The following is an 18,570-nucleotide window of genomic DNA, read 5'->3' on the forward strand; positions in this document are numbered from 1 at the left end:
CAATTCCTTATTTTTGCGCCAAAATTTCCTGTAATGCAAAAAAAGATTGCTTCCGTTCTTTTCTCTACCCGTTTAACCGCCGTTTTATTTATAGTTTTTGCCGCAGCCATGGCCGCGGGAACCTTTATGGATGCTGATTCCCAAAGTCCGCCAACGCCTTATACACGCGAACTTATATACAATGCGTGGTGGTTTGAGGCTATAATGTTGCTCTTTGTAATCAACTTTGTTGGTAATATTTTTCGATATAATCTTCACAAACGCAAAATGTGGGCTTCACTGATGCTTCACGTATCTTTTATTTTGGTGATTGTCGGTGCTTTCGTAACACGCTATATAGGTTTTGAAGGCGTGATGCACATTCGCGAGGGACAAACGGAAAATACTATTCTTTCAGAACAGGCCTACTTGGATGTTTTTATTGATGGTGATTATATTATTGACGGCGTAGCACAACGTCGAAAAGTGAAACCCAAAAAATTAAGGCTTTCAGAAAAACTTAACAATGACTTCCGAATAGAAACCGATTATAACAATCAGCCAGTAATAATAAAATTCAAGGAATTTATAGATGGTGCCGTAGAAGGTTTGACGCCAAACGAAAATGGCGAGGAATATATAAAAATCGTGGAATCTGGCGATGGCGAGCGTCACGACCATTGGGTAAAAGTGGGAGAGGTCTCAGACATACATAACATTCTTTTTGCGGTAAATAAACCTACTGATGGAGCAATTAACATCACCTATTCCCAAGATGGCAATTATACTATTTCCAGCCCTTTTGAAGGTGATTATATGATAATGGCAGACCAATCTCAAGGAAAAGTGGTTGCAGACAGCGTACAACCATTTAACCTTCGCTCCCTTTACCGTATGGGTGGAATTTCATTCGTGGTTCCGGAGCCGGTTACCAAGGGAGAATTTGGAGTTGTAAAGGCCTCTGAAGGGCAACCCAGCAATCAAGATGCACTAATTCTTGAAATAGCTTCTGGAGATGAAACAAAAACTGTTTCCTTACTTGGCGGAAAGGGGACTGCCCCAAATCCTGTTGAAACTGAAATTGCAGGTTTAAAGGTTTATACCAGTTATGGTTCAAAGGAAATTGAGCTTCCGTTCAGTATAACCTTAAATGATTTTATTGCCGAAAAATATCCCGGTACCGAAAAAGGGTATTCCTCCTTCAAAAGTAAGGTAACCGTAATCAATGAGGACAAAACCCATTTTGATTCCGATATCTATATGAATAATGTGCTTGACCACGAAGGCTACCGTTTTTTCCAGTCTGGTTTTGATCCCGATGAGGGTGGAACCATTCTTTCCGTAAACCACGATTGGTGGGGTACTTGGATAACCTATATTGGGTATTTCTTTCTTTACCTAGGTTTAATGGCTATTCTTTTTAGTAAACATAGCCGTTTCGGAAAATTGGAGGAAATATTGAGCAGAATAAAACGTAAAAAGAAAAGCATGGTTACTACCATCGTTTTGCTTTTCTCGTTTGCTGGATTTGCGCAGCAGCATGCACCTTCCGCACATACGCCACCGCCCAAAGCACAGATTGATTCCTTGATTAAGGCAAACGCAGTAAGTAAGGAACACGCCGCTGAATTTGGCCATTTAATAATCCAGGACAATGGGCGAATGAAGCCAATAAACACGTTTGCAAGTGAACTATTGCGAAAAGTTAGCAGAAGCGAAACCTATGAAGGTCTGGATGCAAACCAGGTTTTTATTTCTATGACTGAATTTCCTCGTCTCTGGGTAGAAGTGCCGCTTATTGCCTTAAAACGAGGTAATGACAGTATTCGCCACGTGGCCGGTGTACCCGAAGGCCAAAAGGATATTGCCTTGCTTGACCTTTTTGATGAAAAAGGAAATTATAAGTTGGAGCCTTATTTGGAAGCCGCAACGCGTACAAATACACCAAACCAATTTCAAAAAGACTTTATACGTGCCCATGAAAACTTTTCACTTTTGAATGCCGCTTTGAGCGGAAGTATTCTGAAAATATTCCCAATTCCCGGAGATGAAGGTAACAAATGGGTTTCCTATCCTGAATTGGGTGAGGCCAATTTAAAGGGAATGGATTCACTTTACGCCAAAAATATTCTGCCGCTTTACTTTGACAGTTTGAAGAAAGCGCGCGAAAGTGGGGATTATACACAGGCGAATGAATTTTTGGAAAGCATTACCAATTTTCAGAAAAAATATGGCGAACAAGTGATGCCTTCAGAAAACAAGCTTCGTGCCGAGACAATCTATAACAAAGCAGATATTTTCAACAGACTTTATAAATATTTTGCGGTCTTCGGAATTTTAATGATGGTGCTTATAATTGCACAGCTTTTTAAAGATCGAAAAATACTTCGCACCCTCATTAAAGGTTCCAAAATTATAATGTGGGTCTTCTTTGCAGTGATGACATTAGGCTTGGCATTGCGCTGGTACGTTAGTGGCCACGCGCCTTGGAGTGATGCATACGAATCTGTAGTCTATGTGGCTTGGGCCACTATTTTCTTTGGACTCGCTTTTGGAAGAAAAAGTGATTTAACCGTCGCAGCCACGGCATTTGCAGGAGCAATCATCCTTTGGGTTGCGCACGAGAACTGGTTGGATCCATCAATTTCTACTTTACAGCCGGTTTTGGACAGTTATTGGCTAATGATTCACGTGGCAGTGATTGTTATGAGCTACGGACCTTTTACGTTGGGTATGATCTTGGCAGCGGTTTCCTTGTTTCTAATGATTTTTACCACCAAAGGCAACTATAAAAAAATGGAAATTAATATCAGCGAACTTACTGTTATTACAGAAATGGCGCTAACTGTAGGGTTGGTTTTATTGACCATCGGTAACTTTTTGGGCGGACAGTGGGCCAACGAGAGTTGGGGGCGCTATTGGGGCTGGGATCCCAAAGAAACTTGGGCGCTTATCAGCATTATGATTTATGCATTCGTTATCCACGCCAGATTGGTGCCGGGGCTTCGCGGCCGTTGGACATTTAACGTTTTGGCAATGTTTGCTTACGCTTCAATTATGATGACCTATTTTGGGGTGAATTTTTACCTAAGCGGACTACATTCCTATGCAAGCGGCGATGCGCCTGCTACGCCAACATTTGTTTGGTGGATTACGCTATTTGCAGCTATTTTGAGTGCGGTGGCATATTTTAGATATAGGAAATTTTATGGGAAGAAAAGGCCCCCTAACCCCCGAAGGAGGAATTAAAAAAACCACGAATTCACGAAATGTTTTTGAAATAATTCGTGAATTCGTGGCAGAAAAAAATCGACAATCTAAAATCGTCAATCGTTAATCTTAAATCATTAAACCATATCTTCCGGCTTCACCCATTCATCAAATTCTTCCGCAGTTAAATAGCCAAGGTTTACAGCTTCTTCCTTTAAGGTAGTTCCGTTTTTGTGTGCCGTGTTTGCAATTTCTGCGGCTTTATAATATCCAATTTTTGGGTTTAAAGCCGTAACAAGCATCAAGCTGTTGTTCAATTGCTTTTTAATTACTTCGTAATTTGGTTCAATTCCCTGTGCGCAATGAACATCAAAAGAAACACAGGCATCGCCAAGCAATTGTGCCGATTGAAGGAAATTAGCAGCCATTACAGGCTTGAAAACATTTAGTTCAAATTGGCCCTGCATTCCACCAACTGCTATCGCCAAATCATTACCAATTACTTGCGCACAAACCATGGTTAACGCTTCGCATTGTGTAGGGTTAACTTTTCCAGGCATAATGGAAGACCCGGGCTCATTTGCGGGAATATTGATCTCGCCAATCCCGCTTCTTGGACCGCTGGCAAGCATCCGAACATCGTTCGCTATTTTGTTTAATGAAACAGCCAATTGTTTTAAAGCGCCGTGGCTTTCCACAAAAGCATCGTGGGCTGCAAGTGCTTCAAACTTGTTTTTTGCCGTTACAAATGGTAAATCAGTAAACTCTGCAATATATTCGGCAACTTTTACATCGTAACCTTTTGGAGTGTTTAAACCTGTTCCAACGGCAGTTCCGCCCAAAGCGAGTTCAGCTAGATGTGGAAGGGTATTTTTTAATGCTTTAATTCCGTGCTCAAGTTGTGCGGCATAACCACTAAATTCCTGCCCAAGGGTTAGGGGAGTGGCATCCATAAAATGGGTGCGGCCTATTTTCACTACATTTTTAAATTCATCAGCTTTACTTGAAAATGTTTTTTGAAGTTGTTCAACACCGGGAAGTGTGGTTTCAATCAACTTTTTATAAGCAGCAATGTGCATTCCTGTTGGGAAAGTATCATTTGAAGATTGTGATTTATTCACATCATCATTCGGCTGAAGTGTTTTATCGCCTTCACCAATTGTTTTACCAGCAATTTGGTGGGCACGGTTAGCAATTACTTCGTTCACGTTCATATTGCTTTGGGTGCCGCTTCCGGTTTGCCAGATTACCAATGGAAATTGATCATCGTGTTTTCCTTCCAGAATTTCATCACAGACCTTTGCGATCAAATCTCTTTTTTCTTCCGAAAGAATGCCAAGATCGCAATTTGTATAGGCGGCGGCTTTCTTCAAATATGCAAAACCATAAATGATTTCCAATGGCATGGAAGCCTTTGGTCCAATTTTAAAATTTTCAAAGGAACGTTCCGTTTGTGCGCCCCAAAGTTTATCGGCAGGTACTTTTACCTCGCCCATGGTATCTTTTTCTATTCTATATTGCATTGTGAGATGGTTTATTTTGAATTAATTAAACTTTTTTGCAAAGCTTTTTATTTTGATGCAAAGGTAACGAAAAGGCAAAAGTTGTTCAACCCGCACGGCTGTTTATTTGTTGTGAATAAATCGAAAAGTTTTGTAGTCGTTTTTCAAAAAAACCTATTATCTTTGGGGCATCATTTAAAAAAAGCTGCATCATGTTTACATTTGAACAATATCTAGGTTTTCTTGCATTTTTAGCCATCCTTACTATGGGTTTTTGGTTGATGATCTTTTTGGTAAGTATTCTTCCTTATTGGATAGGCGGAGCACTTTACGAAAACTGGAAATTGAAGCGTGAAGCGAAACGTAAGAACGAAATGAAGTAATTACTTCAATATTTTATATGAAAAAGGGAACCAACTTGGTTCCCTTTTTTTATTGCAATCAATCTTGTTTAACCTTCAAAGCCACCCTCATCATCACCGTTACCATTTCTTTCAGGGCGCTGGCGTTGCTTTTTCTGATTAAATCTATATGTAAACGTAAGTGTTACCTGGCGTTGTCTCCACTGAAATTCGCTTTCACTGGTAAACGTATCGGTTGTAGTCAGACTGTTTCTTTTACGTGAATTGAAAAGGTCTCGTGCGTTCAAAGCTAATGTAGCGTTATCATTAATAATGTCTTTGCTCATTGCCATATCGACGGAGAGAATACCTTCAGATTCTGTTTGGGAGTTATTGGATGGCCCTCTGTAAAAAGCATTGGTCTGCCATTCAATCTTTGCCGGAAGTTTCACTTTGCTGCTGAAACGCCCAAAATAACTAGTGTTTTCGGCACCGTAATCTACATTGTTATAGAACCCTTCAGTTTTGAACAGAAAATAATTGAAACTTCCGTTTAGGTTAAGCCATTTTGTAGGATTATAAAGCAATCCAAATTCAAAGCCATAACGTTCGTTGGTGGAAAGGTTTATAGGAATAGTACGGATTACGGGAATTCCATTGCTGGTTACTTCTCCGGTTTCCTCTTGCACTCTTTCAAAGGCATCGGTTTCGTACTGGTAATAGATAGAGGATGTTAATGTAAGTTTCTTCCAGCGTTTTAAATACCCTAAATCAAAAGCGCTTGCGTATGCCGGATCCAAATCAGGGTTCCCCTGGAATACATTTGCTTCACTGGAACGTGACGGGAATGGGTTAATGAACCAGTTGCGCGGTCTATTTATACGTCTGTTGTAACCAAGCGTGATGTTTTCGTTTTCCTTCAGCTCATAGGTAAGATTTACCGTTGGAAAAAGACCTGTATAGTTTTTATCAAAATTTAAGTCAAAAGCAGTGCTGCCAGTAATATTTTCAGCTTCAACTTTACCCTTTAATTGTGTGTTTTCCAATCGAAGCCCTAATAGGAAAGAAAACTTTCCTATTTTATTTCCATATTGCGAATAAAAGGCGTGTACGTTTTCGTTATAGGTGAAAATATTTGAAATGCTATCATTTCTTATAAAATTGCCCGTAGTACCATTTTCCTCAAACAGAGTATAGTCTGTAATGGATTCTTCAAAATTACCGCGATAGCCTGCTTCAAACTGAGCGTTTTCACCTATAGGAAGCACATAATCTACTTGCGCTAAATATTCTTTCTGGTCTTCTTTCTGAATGATATCTTCAGCTGGCAATGTTTCCATTGCCGGAAAAATAAGTTCTTCCGTGATAAAGGATGTTTCGGTTTCCGTATCGTTCTCATATTGAAAATCGGCTGTAAGCTTGTGGCCGTTATTGTTAAATTCATTTACGTAATTCAATGATAATTGATAGGTTTCGTCATCTTCACCTTCGTTTTCAATTCTCGTAATCTGTTGTTCAACAGTATTGTCGTTGTAGTTGAAGGTATTGTTTGTAGTTTCATCATTACCATCTCCTTTGCGGTAAAATGCACTCGCCGTAACGGAAGAGCGATCAGTTAAAAAATATTCAATACCCAAGTTGGTATTGAATCCTTTTCCCATACGCTCGTATTTTCTGCGCTCTATAACCTGATCGAATTGAGGATCTATTGTCACGGTGTTTCCATCGTCATCCAAAATGGTACGGGAGAAATATCTATTATCAAAAAAGGCATTTCCGGGACTGTTTCGGTAATACACGCCCGTGGTGTTGAAAATATTAAACTTGTCGGTTCTTAGGTTAATATTACCTGTGGCGTTACTATTTAAAGGTACTCCCAAACTGGTGCTGAGCGAGCCGTTTAGGCCAAGTGTTTTTTCTTTTTTGAGGATGATGTTTAAAATTCCGGCAGTTCCCTCGGCATCATAACGGGCAGAAGGTGAAGTAATAACCTCTACGCGCTCTATGGCTTCTGCGGGCAGCTGTCGCAAAGCATCGGTAGAGCCGAACCCCGCAATTGCAGATGGCTTGCCGTTGATAAGAATGCGTACGTTGTCATTTCCGCGGAGCGCAATGGCGCCATCTACATCTACCGTAACCGAAGGAACATTGTTCAATGCATCACTAACGGTAGCGCCACCTGCAGTAAGGTCCTTACCTATATTATATATTTTTTTATCAAGCCTTACTTGAACTTCAGTGGTCTCAGCACGTACCACAACTTCATCTAAACTAGCAGCATCCAAAGCCAGTTTTACTGTAGGAAGGGTAGTATTTTTATTTAGGTTTTGGTTTGGAACTTCTTTTGATTTATAGGAAATAAACTCATATTTCACAGTATAAACACCTGCTGGTACATCAATGCTGTATTTTCCCTCGGTATCTGTTATTCCTCCAGTAACGGTTTTTCCTTGTTTGTTTATGAAGGAAACAGTAGAATATTCTAAAGGATAGTCAGTGCCTTCTTCAAGAATAAGGCCTTTAACGTTAACTTCTTTTTTTTCAGGATTTTGTGCCATCAAGAGGGAGGTGGCAAATGCGAATAGTACTAAGAGGTTGATTTTCATGTAATTTTTAGCAATTTTGACACACGAAAATAGCCGTGGTTTAATTAGGAACTGCTAAATTTCTGTTAAATAAAAACCCTGAAACTATAAAATGTCAAGCACTTTCTCCGGGGGTCTCCCTATTACTGCATGGGTTCCCTTAATTGCTATAGACCGTTCAATTAACTTGGGATTTTGAATCATGGCATCAATTATTTCTGCGTTGCTCAGATTTTTGCCTTTGTAGTTTTCTTTCCATAGCGTTTCTTGCGTTCGCACAAGTTCTATGGGCTCTATTCCCAAAAGTTCAATAACCTGTTTCAATTCTTGGTGGGTTGGAGCGTTTTCAAGATATTTTATAATTTCAATGGTCTCGCCTTCTTTCTCCAAAAGTTGAAGTGCTTGGCGCGATTTGCTGCAACGTGGGTTATGGTATAGTGTTGTCATTCTAATTAATTAATGTTAGTTTACTTTTTTTATAATTTGTCCAACTCCAATCTATAGTCATATTGCAAATCCTCGTGTAGTGTTTCCACTTTTTTTGATATATAATCTATTTGTCGATTGTACAAATTGGTGAGAGTCGTGTTTCTTTTTATGGATGGTTTGAAATCCTTTAGCTTTTCGCAAAAATAAAGCAAAAGCTCTACTTCGGTTTCTTTCTTTTGTGAATAGCGAATGAATTTTTTCAGCTCTCTCAAAATTTTCCGAACGCTCTTTTTTATATAGAAAAATGTTTTAGTATTTATGGATTCAAAATCTGCATCAACTTTATTTTTGATGTTTTGGACAAAAGCTTCTTCATTTGCAGATTCAAAAAGCAAATAAGTGAGCAGTTCTTTATTTTCTTTTTTGAATTTGGAAAGCCGAAGGCAAAGCTCCAGCAATTCCTGCGTGGAACGATGGTTTAGTTCGGTTTTTATTTCTTTTAAGGATGCTGCTTTCATCGTTTTTTATCTGTAAAGCTAAAAATACATCTTATTATTTCTTGAGTAATATATATTTTAAAATTAAAAAATTGGCGATTGGTGTTGTTTTAACTATATAATTTTAGAATGGCTATCTATTTTATGTACTTTTAAAATCGCAAAATTTTAGAATGAGTATTTCAAAAACCGAACACATTTTTCTTTGCTGTATATTGTTTCATCTAGCAGCATTTTCACAATCAAATTTACAGGATAATATTTATGAAACCTATGATAAGATTGTAGGTTTGGATAACACTGGCCTTTATAACGGTACAGAATTCACTGATCTGTTTTTGAATACGGATGGCACCTATAGGTACTATGAGGGCTATGATTATACTCGGGGTTCAATTACATATAATGGGCAACATTACGTAAATGTTTTATTAAAATATGATCTTCTGCGAGATAATATTCTTGCCCGATCTGATGATAATTTAAGCGTATTTAATGTCACACTTATCCCAGGGTTTGTAGATTCATTTTCAATTTATAATCACAAATTTGTGAGGCTTCCAGAGATTGATCTCGGGCTTGGTGGCAATGGTTTTTTTGAAGTTGGGTATGTTGGCAATGATTTGGAACTGTATATAAAGCATACCAAAAAAATGAAAGACAAAGCCCTGAAAAACGGAATTCAATATAGGTTTTCTGAAGATAATTACTATGTGCTCAAACACAATGGAACGTTTTTTTTAGTTAATTCCTCAAAAGACATTCGGGAAATACTTCCACAAAAATCTGAGGAAATACGTGAGTATTTTAAAAGCTATAAAGCTATTTATAAATCCAATCCCGATGTATTTATGGCCAGATTGATCAAATACCTTGATGGGCCCGAAACCGAAAAATACCAATAATTTGAAGCTAAAGTTCCGTATGCAAAATAAATTACTCGTCATTGCAATACTTTTATTGTCAACAACTGGAATATTTGGGCAAAACAATCAAAATTTAACCGTAAAGTTTAACAATACCGCACTACAAGAGGCAATCGTAAAGGTAGAAACACTTTCCGGCAAAACTTTCTTTTTTGATGAAACCTGGCTGAAAGGGCATTTTGTGACAAAAGATTTTGAAAACGAATCACTCCGAAAGGTTTTGGACGAACTTTTCAGCAATACAAATATTAATTATTTTTTAAATGGTGGAAATGTTATTCTGCTAAACAACACCTATGTTTATACAGATTTGCCCACTGATTATTTTAACGAAGAAAAACCCGATAAAAAGGTAGTTGATGATAATAACAACGCGCCTATTTTTCAAGAAGAATTCATTTCGCAGGGTAGTGTCCAAACAAGAAAATTGGTAACTATTGGTAAACAGAGCCCTAATGCAGCAAATAAGACTTACACCCTATCAGGTATTTTTAAAAACTCCAAGACAGGTGAGCCACTTCAAAATCTTTCCATTTCTACAACTGATAGAACAAAATATGCGGTAACAGATTCTGAGGGGCGTTTCAGCATTCGGCTGCCTTATGGTTTGAACAAGTTGGAAACAAATCTCTTGGGGTTTGAAAAAATCCGTCAAGACGTAATTATGTATGGCGATGGTTCGTTGGATATTGAATTGCGAGAAAATACAGAATCTCTTGATGAAGTTGTTGTAAAATCCAACAAAGATGCAAATGTGCGCGATGCCGTAGTGGGGGTTACAAATATTGATATTGAATCTATTAAGACAATTCCATTAGTATTGGGGGAACGCGACGTTCTTAAGGTTGCAACCACCATGCCTGGTATAAAAACGGCAGGTGAAGGCGCAAGTGGATTTAATGTTCGTGGCGGAAGAGCTGATCAAAACCTAATATTATTAGATGATGCGGTACTCTACAATCCTTCACACTTCTTAGGCTTCTTTTCAGCCGTAAACCCATTTACAACTGGAAGTCTTGAAATTTATAAAGCAAGCATCCCCGCTGAATACGGTGGGAGACTCTCTTCGGTTTTTGACATCGAGACCAAGTCTGGCAATATGGAAAAGTTTGCTGGTGAAGGCTCTGTTGGGCCAATAACCGCCAATCTTGCTGTGGAAGTTCCCGTAGTGAAGGAGAAGGCATCACTTATTGCAGGGTTTAGAGCTACGTATTCAGATTGGATTTTAAGAAGTCTTGATGAAGAGGAACTTAAAAATAGCGAGGCGTCCTTTTATGATGGTATTGTAAAATACAAGCATAATATAGACAATAACAATTCGGTTCAAGGCACCTTTTATTATAGCAAAGACCGTTTCAGCATAACATCAGATTCTATTTTTGATTACAGCAACCGCTTGATTTCGTTGAAATATGGACATATCTTCAGTGAAAAAAGTAGAGCTGAGCTAATTTTGGTAAACAGCCAATACAAATATGGAGTCAACTATGAAGCAGATGCCAATGAAGATTTTGATTTTGGATATGAATTGAATGAATATCAAGCAAAGCTCAATTTCAATTATAAGTTAAGCACAAAGCACAAACTAAGTTATGGACTAAGCAGTAAACTTTATTCAATAGATCCTGGAGAAATAATGCCTATAGGGCCTAATTCTGATGTAGAAGCCAAAACAATCGATCGTGAAAAAGGACTGGAGTCTGCCATATATCTTTCAGATTTATTTGAAGTGAGCGATAAATTTCTGCTTGATTTGGGATTGCGCTATTCGTTTTATATGGCGCTCGGACCTTCAACCCAAAATGTTTATGAAGAAGGAGTACCCAAAAATGAAAGTTCAATAATTGAAGTTAAAGAGTTTGGCAACAATGAATCAATAAAAAGATACAGTGGACCAGAATATAGAATATCTGCACGTTATTTACTAGGGAACGATTTTTCGGTAAAGGGCGGCTTTAACAGGACTATTCAATACTTACATCTACTTTCTACAAATACAACGCAGTCACCGACGGATATTTGGAAACTTTCAGATCTTAATATTGCTCCCCAGCGGGCCAACCAATACAGTTTGGGTTTCTTCAAAAATCTATCTGGCAAGGAGGTGGAATTCAGCCTGGAAGGATATTACAAAACAATGGATGATTTGCTGGATTATAAAATTGGAGCGCAGTTAATTTTAAACGATGCCCTTGAAACCGACTTATTGCAGGGTGAGGGCAGGGCTTATGGTGTTGAGTTTTTGGCTAAAAAGAATTCGGGTAGATTTAATGGATATGTCGGTTACAGCTATTCCCGATCAGAAGTAAAGCTGGACAGCCAGCTTATGCAAGAGCGGGTAAACAATGGCGAGTTTTTTCCAGCGAATTATGACAAGCCTCACGACTTTTCGGTAGTTACTAATTATAAGTTGACCAAGCGCTTTAGTTTTTCAGGAAATTTCACCTACCAAACGGGAAGACCCATAACATATCCCATAGGGCGATATGTTTTTGCGGGGGAGGAGCAGGTGCTTTACAGCGACCGAAACCAGTACCGTATTCCAGATTACTACAGGCTAGATTTGGGGGTAAATATTGAAGGCAACCATAAGTTGAATAAACTGGCTCATAGTTTTATAAACATTTCAGTATATAATGTTTTAGGAAGAAATAATCCGTATTCGGTATTTTTTGTAAATGAGGAAGGGCAGATTAAGGCTTATAAAACATCAATATTTTCAGTGCCGGTACCAACCATAACGTATAACTTTAAGTTTTAGGAATTATGAGGTTACGATTCTTATATACCATATTCATTTCATTAATGCTTTTACAAATAAGTTGCACGGAGCCTTATGAAATTGAAACTGTAGATTTTGAAAGTGTTTTGGTGGTGGAAAGCACCATTACCAATGAGGTAAGGCCACAAGTTGTAAAACTAAGTAAAACTTCAAGGCTCGAAGATCCCGAAATTTTAATTGTGAACAGCGCCACAGTTACTGTATCAGCAAGTAATGGCTATAATTATAGTTTTTATTGGGATAGTGAGTCCGGTAATTATTTATCTGAACAGCCGTTTAGCGCGGCCCCCAATACATCTTATATTTTAAAGATTGTCACTTCAGATGGGAAGCGTTATTCATCAACTGCAGTTACTTTGCCACCAATAGTAGAAATAGGCTCACTTTATGCGGAACGAATTGTAGATGCTATGGATAACAAGGATGGCGTTCAAGTTTTGGTGGACACAGAAGATTTAACAGGCCAAGCAAAATATTTTAGATATGAGTACGAAGAGACCTATAAAATTATTGCTCCCAATCCTTCTCCATATATTTCAGAAATTATCAATTATAATCCTTCCACTGGAAGTTATGAAGTAGTTTTAACTCCTCGGGAGCCTGAAGAAATTTGTTATTCTACTGAATTTTCATCTGGAATTAACCAAACTACTACAACAGAGTTAAATGAAAATAGGGTGTTTCGTTTTCCAGTGCGTTATTTGTCAAAATTTGATGCTAAGCTGCAGACTCGATACAGTATTCTCGTAAAACAATATGCGCAAAGTGTTGAGGCCTATACTTTTTATAAAATAATAGATGAACTTGGTAGTATTGAAAGCCTTTTATCGCAAGGTCAGCCCGGTTACGTTGCCGGTAATATGGTTTCTGAAGCAAATCCTGAAGAAAAAGTTTTGGGTTTCTTTGAGGCGTCATCAATGACATCAAAAAGAATTTATTTTAATTACGAAGATTTTAGCTTGGAAAAACCACCTTATTTTGTGGATTGTGACTTACTATTGCTAGATTACCGCGACAATACGTCACTGGATAACGATCCGGACGAGCGCGAAATAATCTATAATTATTTAACCTACTATGATTATCAGGTAGTAAGTTTTGCCCAAAATTTTTTATACACTATCGCTAAGCCAGAATGCACTGTGTGCACTTCTTTTTCATCAAATGTAAGACCCAGTTTTTGGGAAGATTGATTATGGTTAAAAAATTAGTTTTTACAATTTTCGTTTTTTTAGGATTTTTTGCGACAGCCCAAATTCCTAAAGATAATGTTACGGTTGATGTAAGTATTTTTCCCAAGGAAACTGTAGCTCTATCCATTAATTCTGAAGTGTTGCTTGCCGGAGAATTGCTTCAGTATAAAGCTTACATACTCAATACTTCAAACAGAAAAAGCCTTTTAAGTAAAGTGGTTTACGTTTCGCTGAGGAATCAAAAAGATTCGTTAGTCTTTAACCATAAAATAAAGGTTGAAAAAGGGGTTGCAAATGGAGATTTTTTTCTGCCATCTAATTTGCAAACGGGTGTTTATAAATTGATTGGATATACTAACTTTTCAAGGAATAACATTCAAGATGCTTTTGCAGAGAAGTCTATTTATATTATAAATACTTTCAAAAAAAATGAACTCGTCAATACAACAAAGGATACAATTTTTATAGATGCATCGACTGAAAGCGCTGTTGAAAATTCTGGAAGTGATGGCAGTTCCGAAGTATTTGAAACTATTTTGAATAAAGAAACTTTTGGTTTTCGTGAAAAAGTGGACTTAAAACTGAATAGCAACACCAGGATTGCAAATGGAAATTACAGATTGTCGGTAAGAAAGGTAAACCCGGTTGAAATTTCCGGTGAAGTTATAAAAGCCAAAACAGCTATTTCATCAGAAAATTTTTATTTGCCAGAACTGCGGGGCGAACTAATTTCAGGTGTTGTTCTCTCCAAGCTTGGTGATGTTCCTTCGGCAAATAGGGAAGTAGCGCTCACCATACCTGGAAAGGATTTTGTTTATAAAATTGCTAAAACCAATAGCGAGGGGCGTTTTTTCTTTTCTGTGGCAGAAGGTTATGATTCAGAAAAAAGTATCGTGCAATTATATGGAGATGAAGCTACAAGGCGAGATTTTAAAATTGTTATGGATGAAAAAGATTTTCATTTAAGCCAAGGCGAGCCCTATTTTTTAAAATTAGACAAACAATTAAAAGATTGGCTAGAGGAACGTAGTGTACAATTGCAAGTTGAGAATGCCTATTTTGATGTTAAGAAGGACAGCATTTTAAAAAACAAAATCAACTCTATATTTTATGATAATTTAGGAACCGTTTTTTTACTTGATGATTATACAAGGTTTCCTACCGTAAGAGAAACTTTTATAGAGGTAATTACTCTGGCAGCAATTAGAGGAACTGGAGATAATGCTAAATTTATTGTAAACAACGAGTATGATCCTAATAGAATAGCAAAGTTTAATGACATTGACCCATTGGTGCTTGTGGATGGAATTGTAATCCAGAACAATGAAGAACTCATAAATTACAATGCCCGCGATATTGAAAGTATACGTGTGGTCAACGAACCGTATCGATATGGACCTAAAATTTTTAGCGGAATTATAGCTGTAGAAACCAAAAACGGAAACTTTGTTCAAAATCTATCTCACGATTATTTGAATGAAATGGAGCTTCCGCCCCTTATTAAACAAAAAAAGTATTACAGACCAGATTATAGTATTAAGGAAGTACAGGCTAGAATTCCAGATTATCGCATACAACTGTTCTGGGAACCAAATGTTCAATTTTCCGGCGGAAGTTATTCAACAACTTTTTATACGTCGGACGTGTCGGGTACTTATGAAATATCAATAGAAGGTTTTAGTGAGGAGGGCAAATATTATTTGGTTAAAAGTTATTTTCAAATTATGGACAAATAGCTTTTTGTGTTAAAAAAGATGATTTCATTGTTAAAATTTAAATAAAAATGTTTTAACTTTATTCACTTTGATTAAACAACTTTCTAGCCAACTACCATATGCTTCATTGGAAAGCGATATACATTATACTAGCAATAGTCTTCGCAGTTGTGGGATTTATCGGGATTGGTGATGGCGGACTTGAACCTGCCAAGTATATTTCTGGAATATTTTTGTTTTTGCTATTGGCTTTTTGGGCCACAGATTTTGTAGGAAGGCGTAAAGGTTAAAATTTTGAAAACGAGTATATTAATAATTAATTTTTTGTAAATTTACTGAACTATCATATCGGGGTGCTTAAGTTTTAAAAACAGCTGAGAATATACCCGTAAAAACTTCGAAACGGATAATGCCAGCAGAAGGAATATGATTTGCAAAGGGAACGAAGATTTTAGAATCTAGTTCCCTTTGTTTTTTACAGCTCATCACTCTTTTCCTTCTGCCCAGTCATCATCAAATACGCCTTTAAAAATCCATCAATCTCGCCATCCAGCATTGCATCGGTATTACCGGTTTCGTGGGCGGTGCGAACGTCTTTTACCAATTTGTAGGGATGCAACACATAATTGCGTATCTGTGAACCCCATTCTATGGCAAGTTTGTTGTCCTCAATTTCGGCACGCTGTGCCATTTGCTTGCGAAGTTCAATTTCATACAATTGTGATTTCAGCATCTGCATCGCCTTTTCGCGATTGTCCAGTTGGCTACGGGTTTCACTGTTATGGATAACAATTCCTGAAGGATGGTGGGTAAGAATGGCTTTTGTTTCAACTTTATTCACATTTTGTCCGCCAGCACCACTACTGCGGGCAAACTCCCACGAAATATCGGCTGGGTTTATTTCAATTTCAATGGTATCATCAACCAATGGGTAAACATACACACTTGCAAAACTTGTATGTCGCTTTGCGTTGCTATCAAAAGGAGAAATACGCACCAAGCGGTGAACGCCGTTTTCGCTTTTTAGCCAGCCAAAAGCATATTCGCCTTCAATTTCCAGCGTTACGGTCTTTACGCCGGCAACATCGCCCGCCTGAAAGTTGAGTTCCTTTACTTTAAAATTGTTTTTTTGGGCCCACATAAGGTACATGCGCATAAGCATTTGTGCCCAATCGCAGCTTTCGGTTCCGCCGGCGCCTGCGGTAATCTGTAGTACGGCACTCATGTCGTCGCCTTCTTCGCCCAGCATATTACGGAACTCCAAATCTTCAATTGCAGATTCAGCCTTTTCAAAGGCCACATCTACATTTTCAGGCTTTCCTTCGCCGTCTTTGTAAAATTCAAGTAGAATTTCAGCTTCTTCGGTAAGTGTTTTTGCGGTTTCGTAATCGGTAACCCATTTTTTTTTGGTACGGAGAACTTTCATAAAAGCTTCTGCTTCCAGCGGATTGTTCCAAAAGTTGGGGTCAAAGGTTTTTTCTTCGTCGTTTGTAATCTCTATGTTTTTTCCAGCAATGTCAAAGATAGCGCCTCAAGGCATCTAACCGCACCTTAAGGTCTTTTATTTGGTCTGTTGTTGTCATATTTTAGGTAAGAATTTTAGCAAAAATACTATTAACTTCGTGAGCCGAACGAATATTTCGGCTAATTTTATGGTTTCTTATAAAAACGTATTTCTCAAAATATTTTTACAGATGAAAAAACTACTATTTTTATTTACAGTGCTTATAACTGCTGCAGGTTTTACTCAAAATGATGAAGCGTATGTGGATGCTAAGGTTGCCCAAAAAATGGCGGAACTTGAATTGCAACAAAACCCTGAATATTTCTTCAGAAAAGATTATTGCGATGGCAATATACAGATGTTTAACTTACCCAGTGGAAAGCTTTGCACTTCAAAATCTACCTATTATGCTGTCTATGTTTTTTGGAGCGAAGATGAAGATGTTATGAAATTTCAAAAGTTTGATAATTGTGGAAGCTTTATGCCTATAAGCATTAGTAGAAAAAGCACATTAGGAAAACTACTTAAAGATAAAAACGCGTTAAGAGAAGGGGAGGTAAAACCCTATGAAGGAGAGAAAATTGACGAAAATGCTTTCGGAAATATGTCAGTTCAGTCTTGCCATAAGGAGTATAAGTTTGTTTTTGGAGGAAAACCCTTTGAAAAAAAATTTAAGGAATTTGACTTGACAAATGATTCAAAATATAAAAATATTAATGCCGAGCATAACAATTCACTGGAACTGATAAAGATGGACATTATTATTTCTGAAATGATAAAAAACTTTGATGAGAACGGGAAATTCTTTCGAGAAAACTAAAAGCTGATAATGATAATAGATTTAAGAAGCGATACGGTAACTAAGCCCACGAAGGGCATGATGCAGGCAATTTTGGAAGCCGAAGTGGGGGATGACGTATATAAAGAAGATCCAACCGCAAATAGACTGGAAAAAAAATTGGCCGATATGTTTGGGATGGATTCTGCATTATTTTTCCCAACGGGCAGTATGGCGAACCAGGCCGCCATAAAAATGCACACCCAACCGAGCGAACAGTTGATAGCAGATAAATGGGCGCACGTTTATAATTATGAAGGTGGTGGGGTTTCTTTCAATAGTGGTGTATCGTGTAAGTTGATTGACGGACACAGAGGGATGATTACAGCTGGGCAAGTGGCCGAAAACATTAATCCGCCTGATTTTTACCACAGTCCACTCACTAGTTTAGTCTGTTTGGAAAACACGACAAATAAAGGTGGGGGTGCCTGTTATGATTTTTCAGAAATTGAAAAAATCCGCAAAGTTTGCAACGACCACAATTTAGGTTTGCATTTAGACGGCGCGCGAGTTTGGAACGCTTTGGTCGCCAAAAAAGAAGATCCGAAAGACTATGGAAAAATTTTTGATACCGTCTCAGTATGTTTAAGTAAAGGGTTGGGTACGCCTATGGGAAGTGTTTTAATAGGAAAAAAAGAAATTATGCAGAAAGCAATGCGCGTCCGGAAAGTTTTGGGTGGCGGCATGCGGCAGATTGGTTTTATGGCAGCGGCTGGAATCTATGCTCTGGACAATCACATTGAGCGTTTAGCGGAAGACCATAAAAAGGCTTTTGAAATTGCAGAGGTACTATCACAGCAACAATTTGTAAAAAAAGTAGAGCCTACTGAAACCAATATTGTGATATTTTACTTGGCTGAAGAAATATCTGAAGAGAAATTCATGAATGATCTTCTTCAAAAAAATATTAAAATTAGCGCAATGGGGCAGGGCAAGCTACGTATTGTTACCCACCTTGATTATACTAATGAAATGCACGAAACATTTCTTAAAACACTTACAGAATACCCAACTTAAAATTTCGTTTTTGGGTTTATTATTGGTTTCATTAACTTTAAAGAAAATATCA

At 37.8% G+C, this 18,570-nt stretch carries 14 protein-coding genes; 9 read left to right on the forward strand and 5 right to left on the reverse strand.

Annotation, left to right across the window (positions count from 1 at the left end; genetic code table 11):
- Nucleotides 1-33 precede the first annotated feature (33 nt).
- On the forward strand, nt 34-3,228 hold the full coding sequence (locus AC58DT_RS04500) for a cytochrome c biogenesis protein (RefSeq protein ID WP_497215636.1): 3,195 nt from the start codon (nt 34-36) through the stop codon (nt 3,226-3,228).
- A gap of 98 nt (nt 3,229-3,326) precedes the next feature.
- On the opposite strand, the gene fumC is transcribed toward AC58DT_RS04500, so the two are convergent.
- Nucleotides 3,327-4,712: a class II fumarate hydratase gene (gene fumC / locus AC58DT_RS04505; protein WP_497215637.1), complete on the reverse strand. Its 1,386-nt coding sequence runs from the start codon at nt 4,710-4,712 to the stop codon at nt 3,327-3,329.
- Nucleotides 4,713-4,903: 191 nt separating this feature from the next.
- On the opposite strand from fumC, the gene AC58DT_RS04510 reads away from it, so the two are divergent.
- On the forward strand, nt 4,904-5,074 hold the full coding sequence (locus AC58DT_RS04510) for a hypothetical protein (RefSeq protein WP_045079762.1): 171 nt from the start codon (nt 4,904-4,906) through the stop codon (nt 5,072-5,074).
- Between the two features lie 68 nt (nt 5,075-5,142).
- Here AC58DT_RS04510 and AC58DT_RS04515 read toward each other — a convergent pair whose 3' ends face one another.
- The 3 genes from AC58DT_RS04515 to AC58DT_RS04525 form a co-directional block, all read right to left on the reverse strand.
- A complete protein-coding gene (locus AC58DT_RS04515) occupies nt 5,143-7,638 on the reverse strand; it encodes a TonB-dependent receptor (protein WP_497215638.1) in 2,496 nt (831 codons plus the stop codon).
- An 84-nt stretch (nt 7,639-7,722) separates the two neighbouring features.
- Nucleotides 7,723-8,064 (reverse strand): arsenate reductase (glutaredoxin), encoded by a 342-nt coding sequence (gene arsC / locus AC58DT_RS04520; protein ID WP_497215639.1) that lies wholly within the window; start codon nt 8,062-8,064, stop codon nt 7,723-7,725.
- A 29-nt stretch (nt 8,065-8,093) separates the two neighbouring features.
- Nucleotides 8,094-8,564 (reverse strand): hypothetical protein, encoded by a 471-nt coding sequence (locus AC58DT_RS04525; protein ID WP_497215640.1) that lies wholly within the window; start codon nt 8,562-8,564, stop codon nt 8,094-8,096.
- Nucleotides 8,565-8,716: 152 nt separating this feature from the next.
- Between AC58DT_RS04525 and AC58DT_RS04530 the strand changes: the two genes are divergently transcribed.
- The 5 genes from AC58DT_RS04530 to AC58DT_RS04550 all read left to right on the forward strand — a co-directional run bounded on the left by AC58DT_RS04530 (nt 8,717) and on the right by AC58DT_RS04550 (nt 15,449).
- On the forward strand, nt 8,717-9,448 hold the full coding sequence (locus AC58DT_RS04530) for a hypothetical protein (protein ID WP_497215641.1): 732 nt from the start codon (nt 8,717-8,719) through the stop codon (nt 9,446-9,448).
- A gap of 19 nt (nt 9,449-9,467) precedes the next feature.
- Nucleotides 9,468-12,230 (forward strand): carboxypeptidase-like regulatory domain-containing protein, encoded by a 2,763-nt coding sequence (locus tag AC58DT_RS04535; protein WP_497215642.1) that lies wholly within the window; start codon nt 9,468-9,470, stop codon nt 12,228-12,230.
- A 44-nt stretch (nt 12,231-12,274) separates the two neighbouring features.
- A complete protein-coding gene (locus AC58DT_RS04540) occupies nt 12,275-13,444 on the forward strand; it encodes a DUF4249 domain-containing protein (RefSeq protein ID WP_497215643.1) in 1,170 nt (389 codons plus the stop codon).
- Nucleotides 13,445-13,446: 2 nt separating this feature from the next.
- The gene (locus AC58DT_RS04545; protein ID WP_497215644.1) at nt 13,447-15,180 is read left to right on the forward strand and encodes a hypothetical protein; all 1,734 of its coding nucleotides are present in this window, start codon (nt 13,447-13,449) and stop codon (nt 15,178-15,180) included.
- 98 nt (nt 15,181-15,278) lie between these two features.
- Complete coding sequence (locus AC58DT_RS04550) at nt 15,279-15,449, forward strand: hypothetical protein (RefSeq protein WP_497215645.1); 171 nt, start codon at nt 15,279-15,281, stop codon at nt 15,447-15,449.
- 185 nt (nt 15,450-15,634) lie between these two features.
- Here the strand turns inward: AC58DT_RS04550 and prfB are convergent.
- Nucleotides 15,635-16,742, reverse strand: a protein-coding gene (gene prfB, locus AC58DT_RS04555; RefSeq protein WP_497215646.1) for a peptide chain release factor 2 whose coding sequence is annotated in 2 segments (ribosomal slippage) — nt 15,635-16,678 and nt 16,680-16,742 — 1,107 coding nt in all. Because the reading frame shifts where the segments join, the coding sequence is not laid out codon by codon here.
- 111 nt (nt 16,743-16,853) lie between these two features.
- Here prfB and AC58DT_RS04560 point away from each other — a divergent pair.
- Both AC58DT_RS04560 and AC58DT_RS04565 read left to right on the forward strand, forming a co-directional pair.
- Nucleotides 16,854-17,483, forward strand: coding sequence for a hypothetical protein (locus tag AC58DT_RS04560; RefSeq protein WP_497215647.1), 630 nt, complete (start codon nt 16,854-16,856; stop codon nt 17,481-17,483).
- A gap of 9 nt (nt 17,484-17,492) precedes the next feature.
- Entirely contained in the window at nt 17,493-18,518 is a 1,026-nt protein-coding gene (locus AC58DT_RS04565) for a threonine aldolase family protein (RefSeq protein ID WP_497215648.1), read from the forward strand.
- Nucleotides 18,519-18,570: the final 52 nt, after the last annotated feature.

It is taken from the genome of Aequorivita sp. CRS11, from assembly GCF_059693805.1.

Coding starts and splice junctions, on each gene's coding strand:
- AC58DT_RS04545 (WP_497215644.1), top strand. CDS start 13,447: ATGGTTAAAAAATTAGTTTTTACAATTTTCGTTTTTTTAGGATTTTTT.
- AC58DT_RS04565 (WP_497215648.1), top strand. CDS start 17,493: ATGATAATAGATTTAAGAAGCGATACGGTAACTAAGCCCACGAAGGGC.
- AC58DT_RS04510 (WP_045079762.1), top strand. CDS start 4,904: ATGTTTACATTTGAACAATATCTAGGTTTTCTTGCATTTTTAGCCATC.
- AC58DT_RS04550 (WP_497215645.1), top strand. CDS start 15,279: ATGCTTCATTGGAAAGCGATATACATTATACTAGCAATAGTCTTCGCA.
- arsC (WP_497215639.1), bottom strand. CDS start 8,064: ATGACAACACTATACCATAACCCACGTTGCAGCAAATCGCGCCAAGCA.
- AC58DT_RS04535 (WP_497215642.1), top strand. CDS start 9,468: ATGCAAAATAAATTACTCGTCATTGCAATACTTTTATTGTCAACAACT.
- AC58DT_RS04530 (WP_497215641.1), top strand. CDS start 8,717: ATGAGTATTTCAAAAACCGAACACATTTTTCTTTGCTGTATATTGTTT.
- AC58DT_RS04515 (WP_497215638.1), bottom strand. CDS start 7,638: ATGAAAATCAACCTCTTAGTACTATTCGCATTTGCCACCTCCCTCTTG.
- AC58DT_RS04525 (WP_497215640.1), bottom strand. CDS start 8,564: ATGAAAGCAGCATCCTTAAAAGAAATAAAAACCGAACTAAACCATCGT.
- AC58DT_RS04540 (WP_497215643.1), top strand. CDS start 12,275: ATGCTTTTACAAATAAGTTGCACGGAGCCTTATGAAATTGAAACTGTA.
- AC58DT_RS04560 (WP_497215647.1), top strand. CDS start 16,854: ATGAAAAAACTACTATTTTTATTTACAGTGCTTATAACTGCTGCAGGT.
- AC58DT_RS04500 (WP_497215636.1), top strand. CDS start 34: ATGCAAAAAAAGATTGCTTCCGTTCTTTTCTCTACCCGTTTAACCGCC.
- fumC (WP_497215637.1), bottom strand. CDS start 4,712: ATGCAATATAGAATAGAAAAAGATACCATGGGCGAGGTAAAAGTACCT.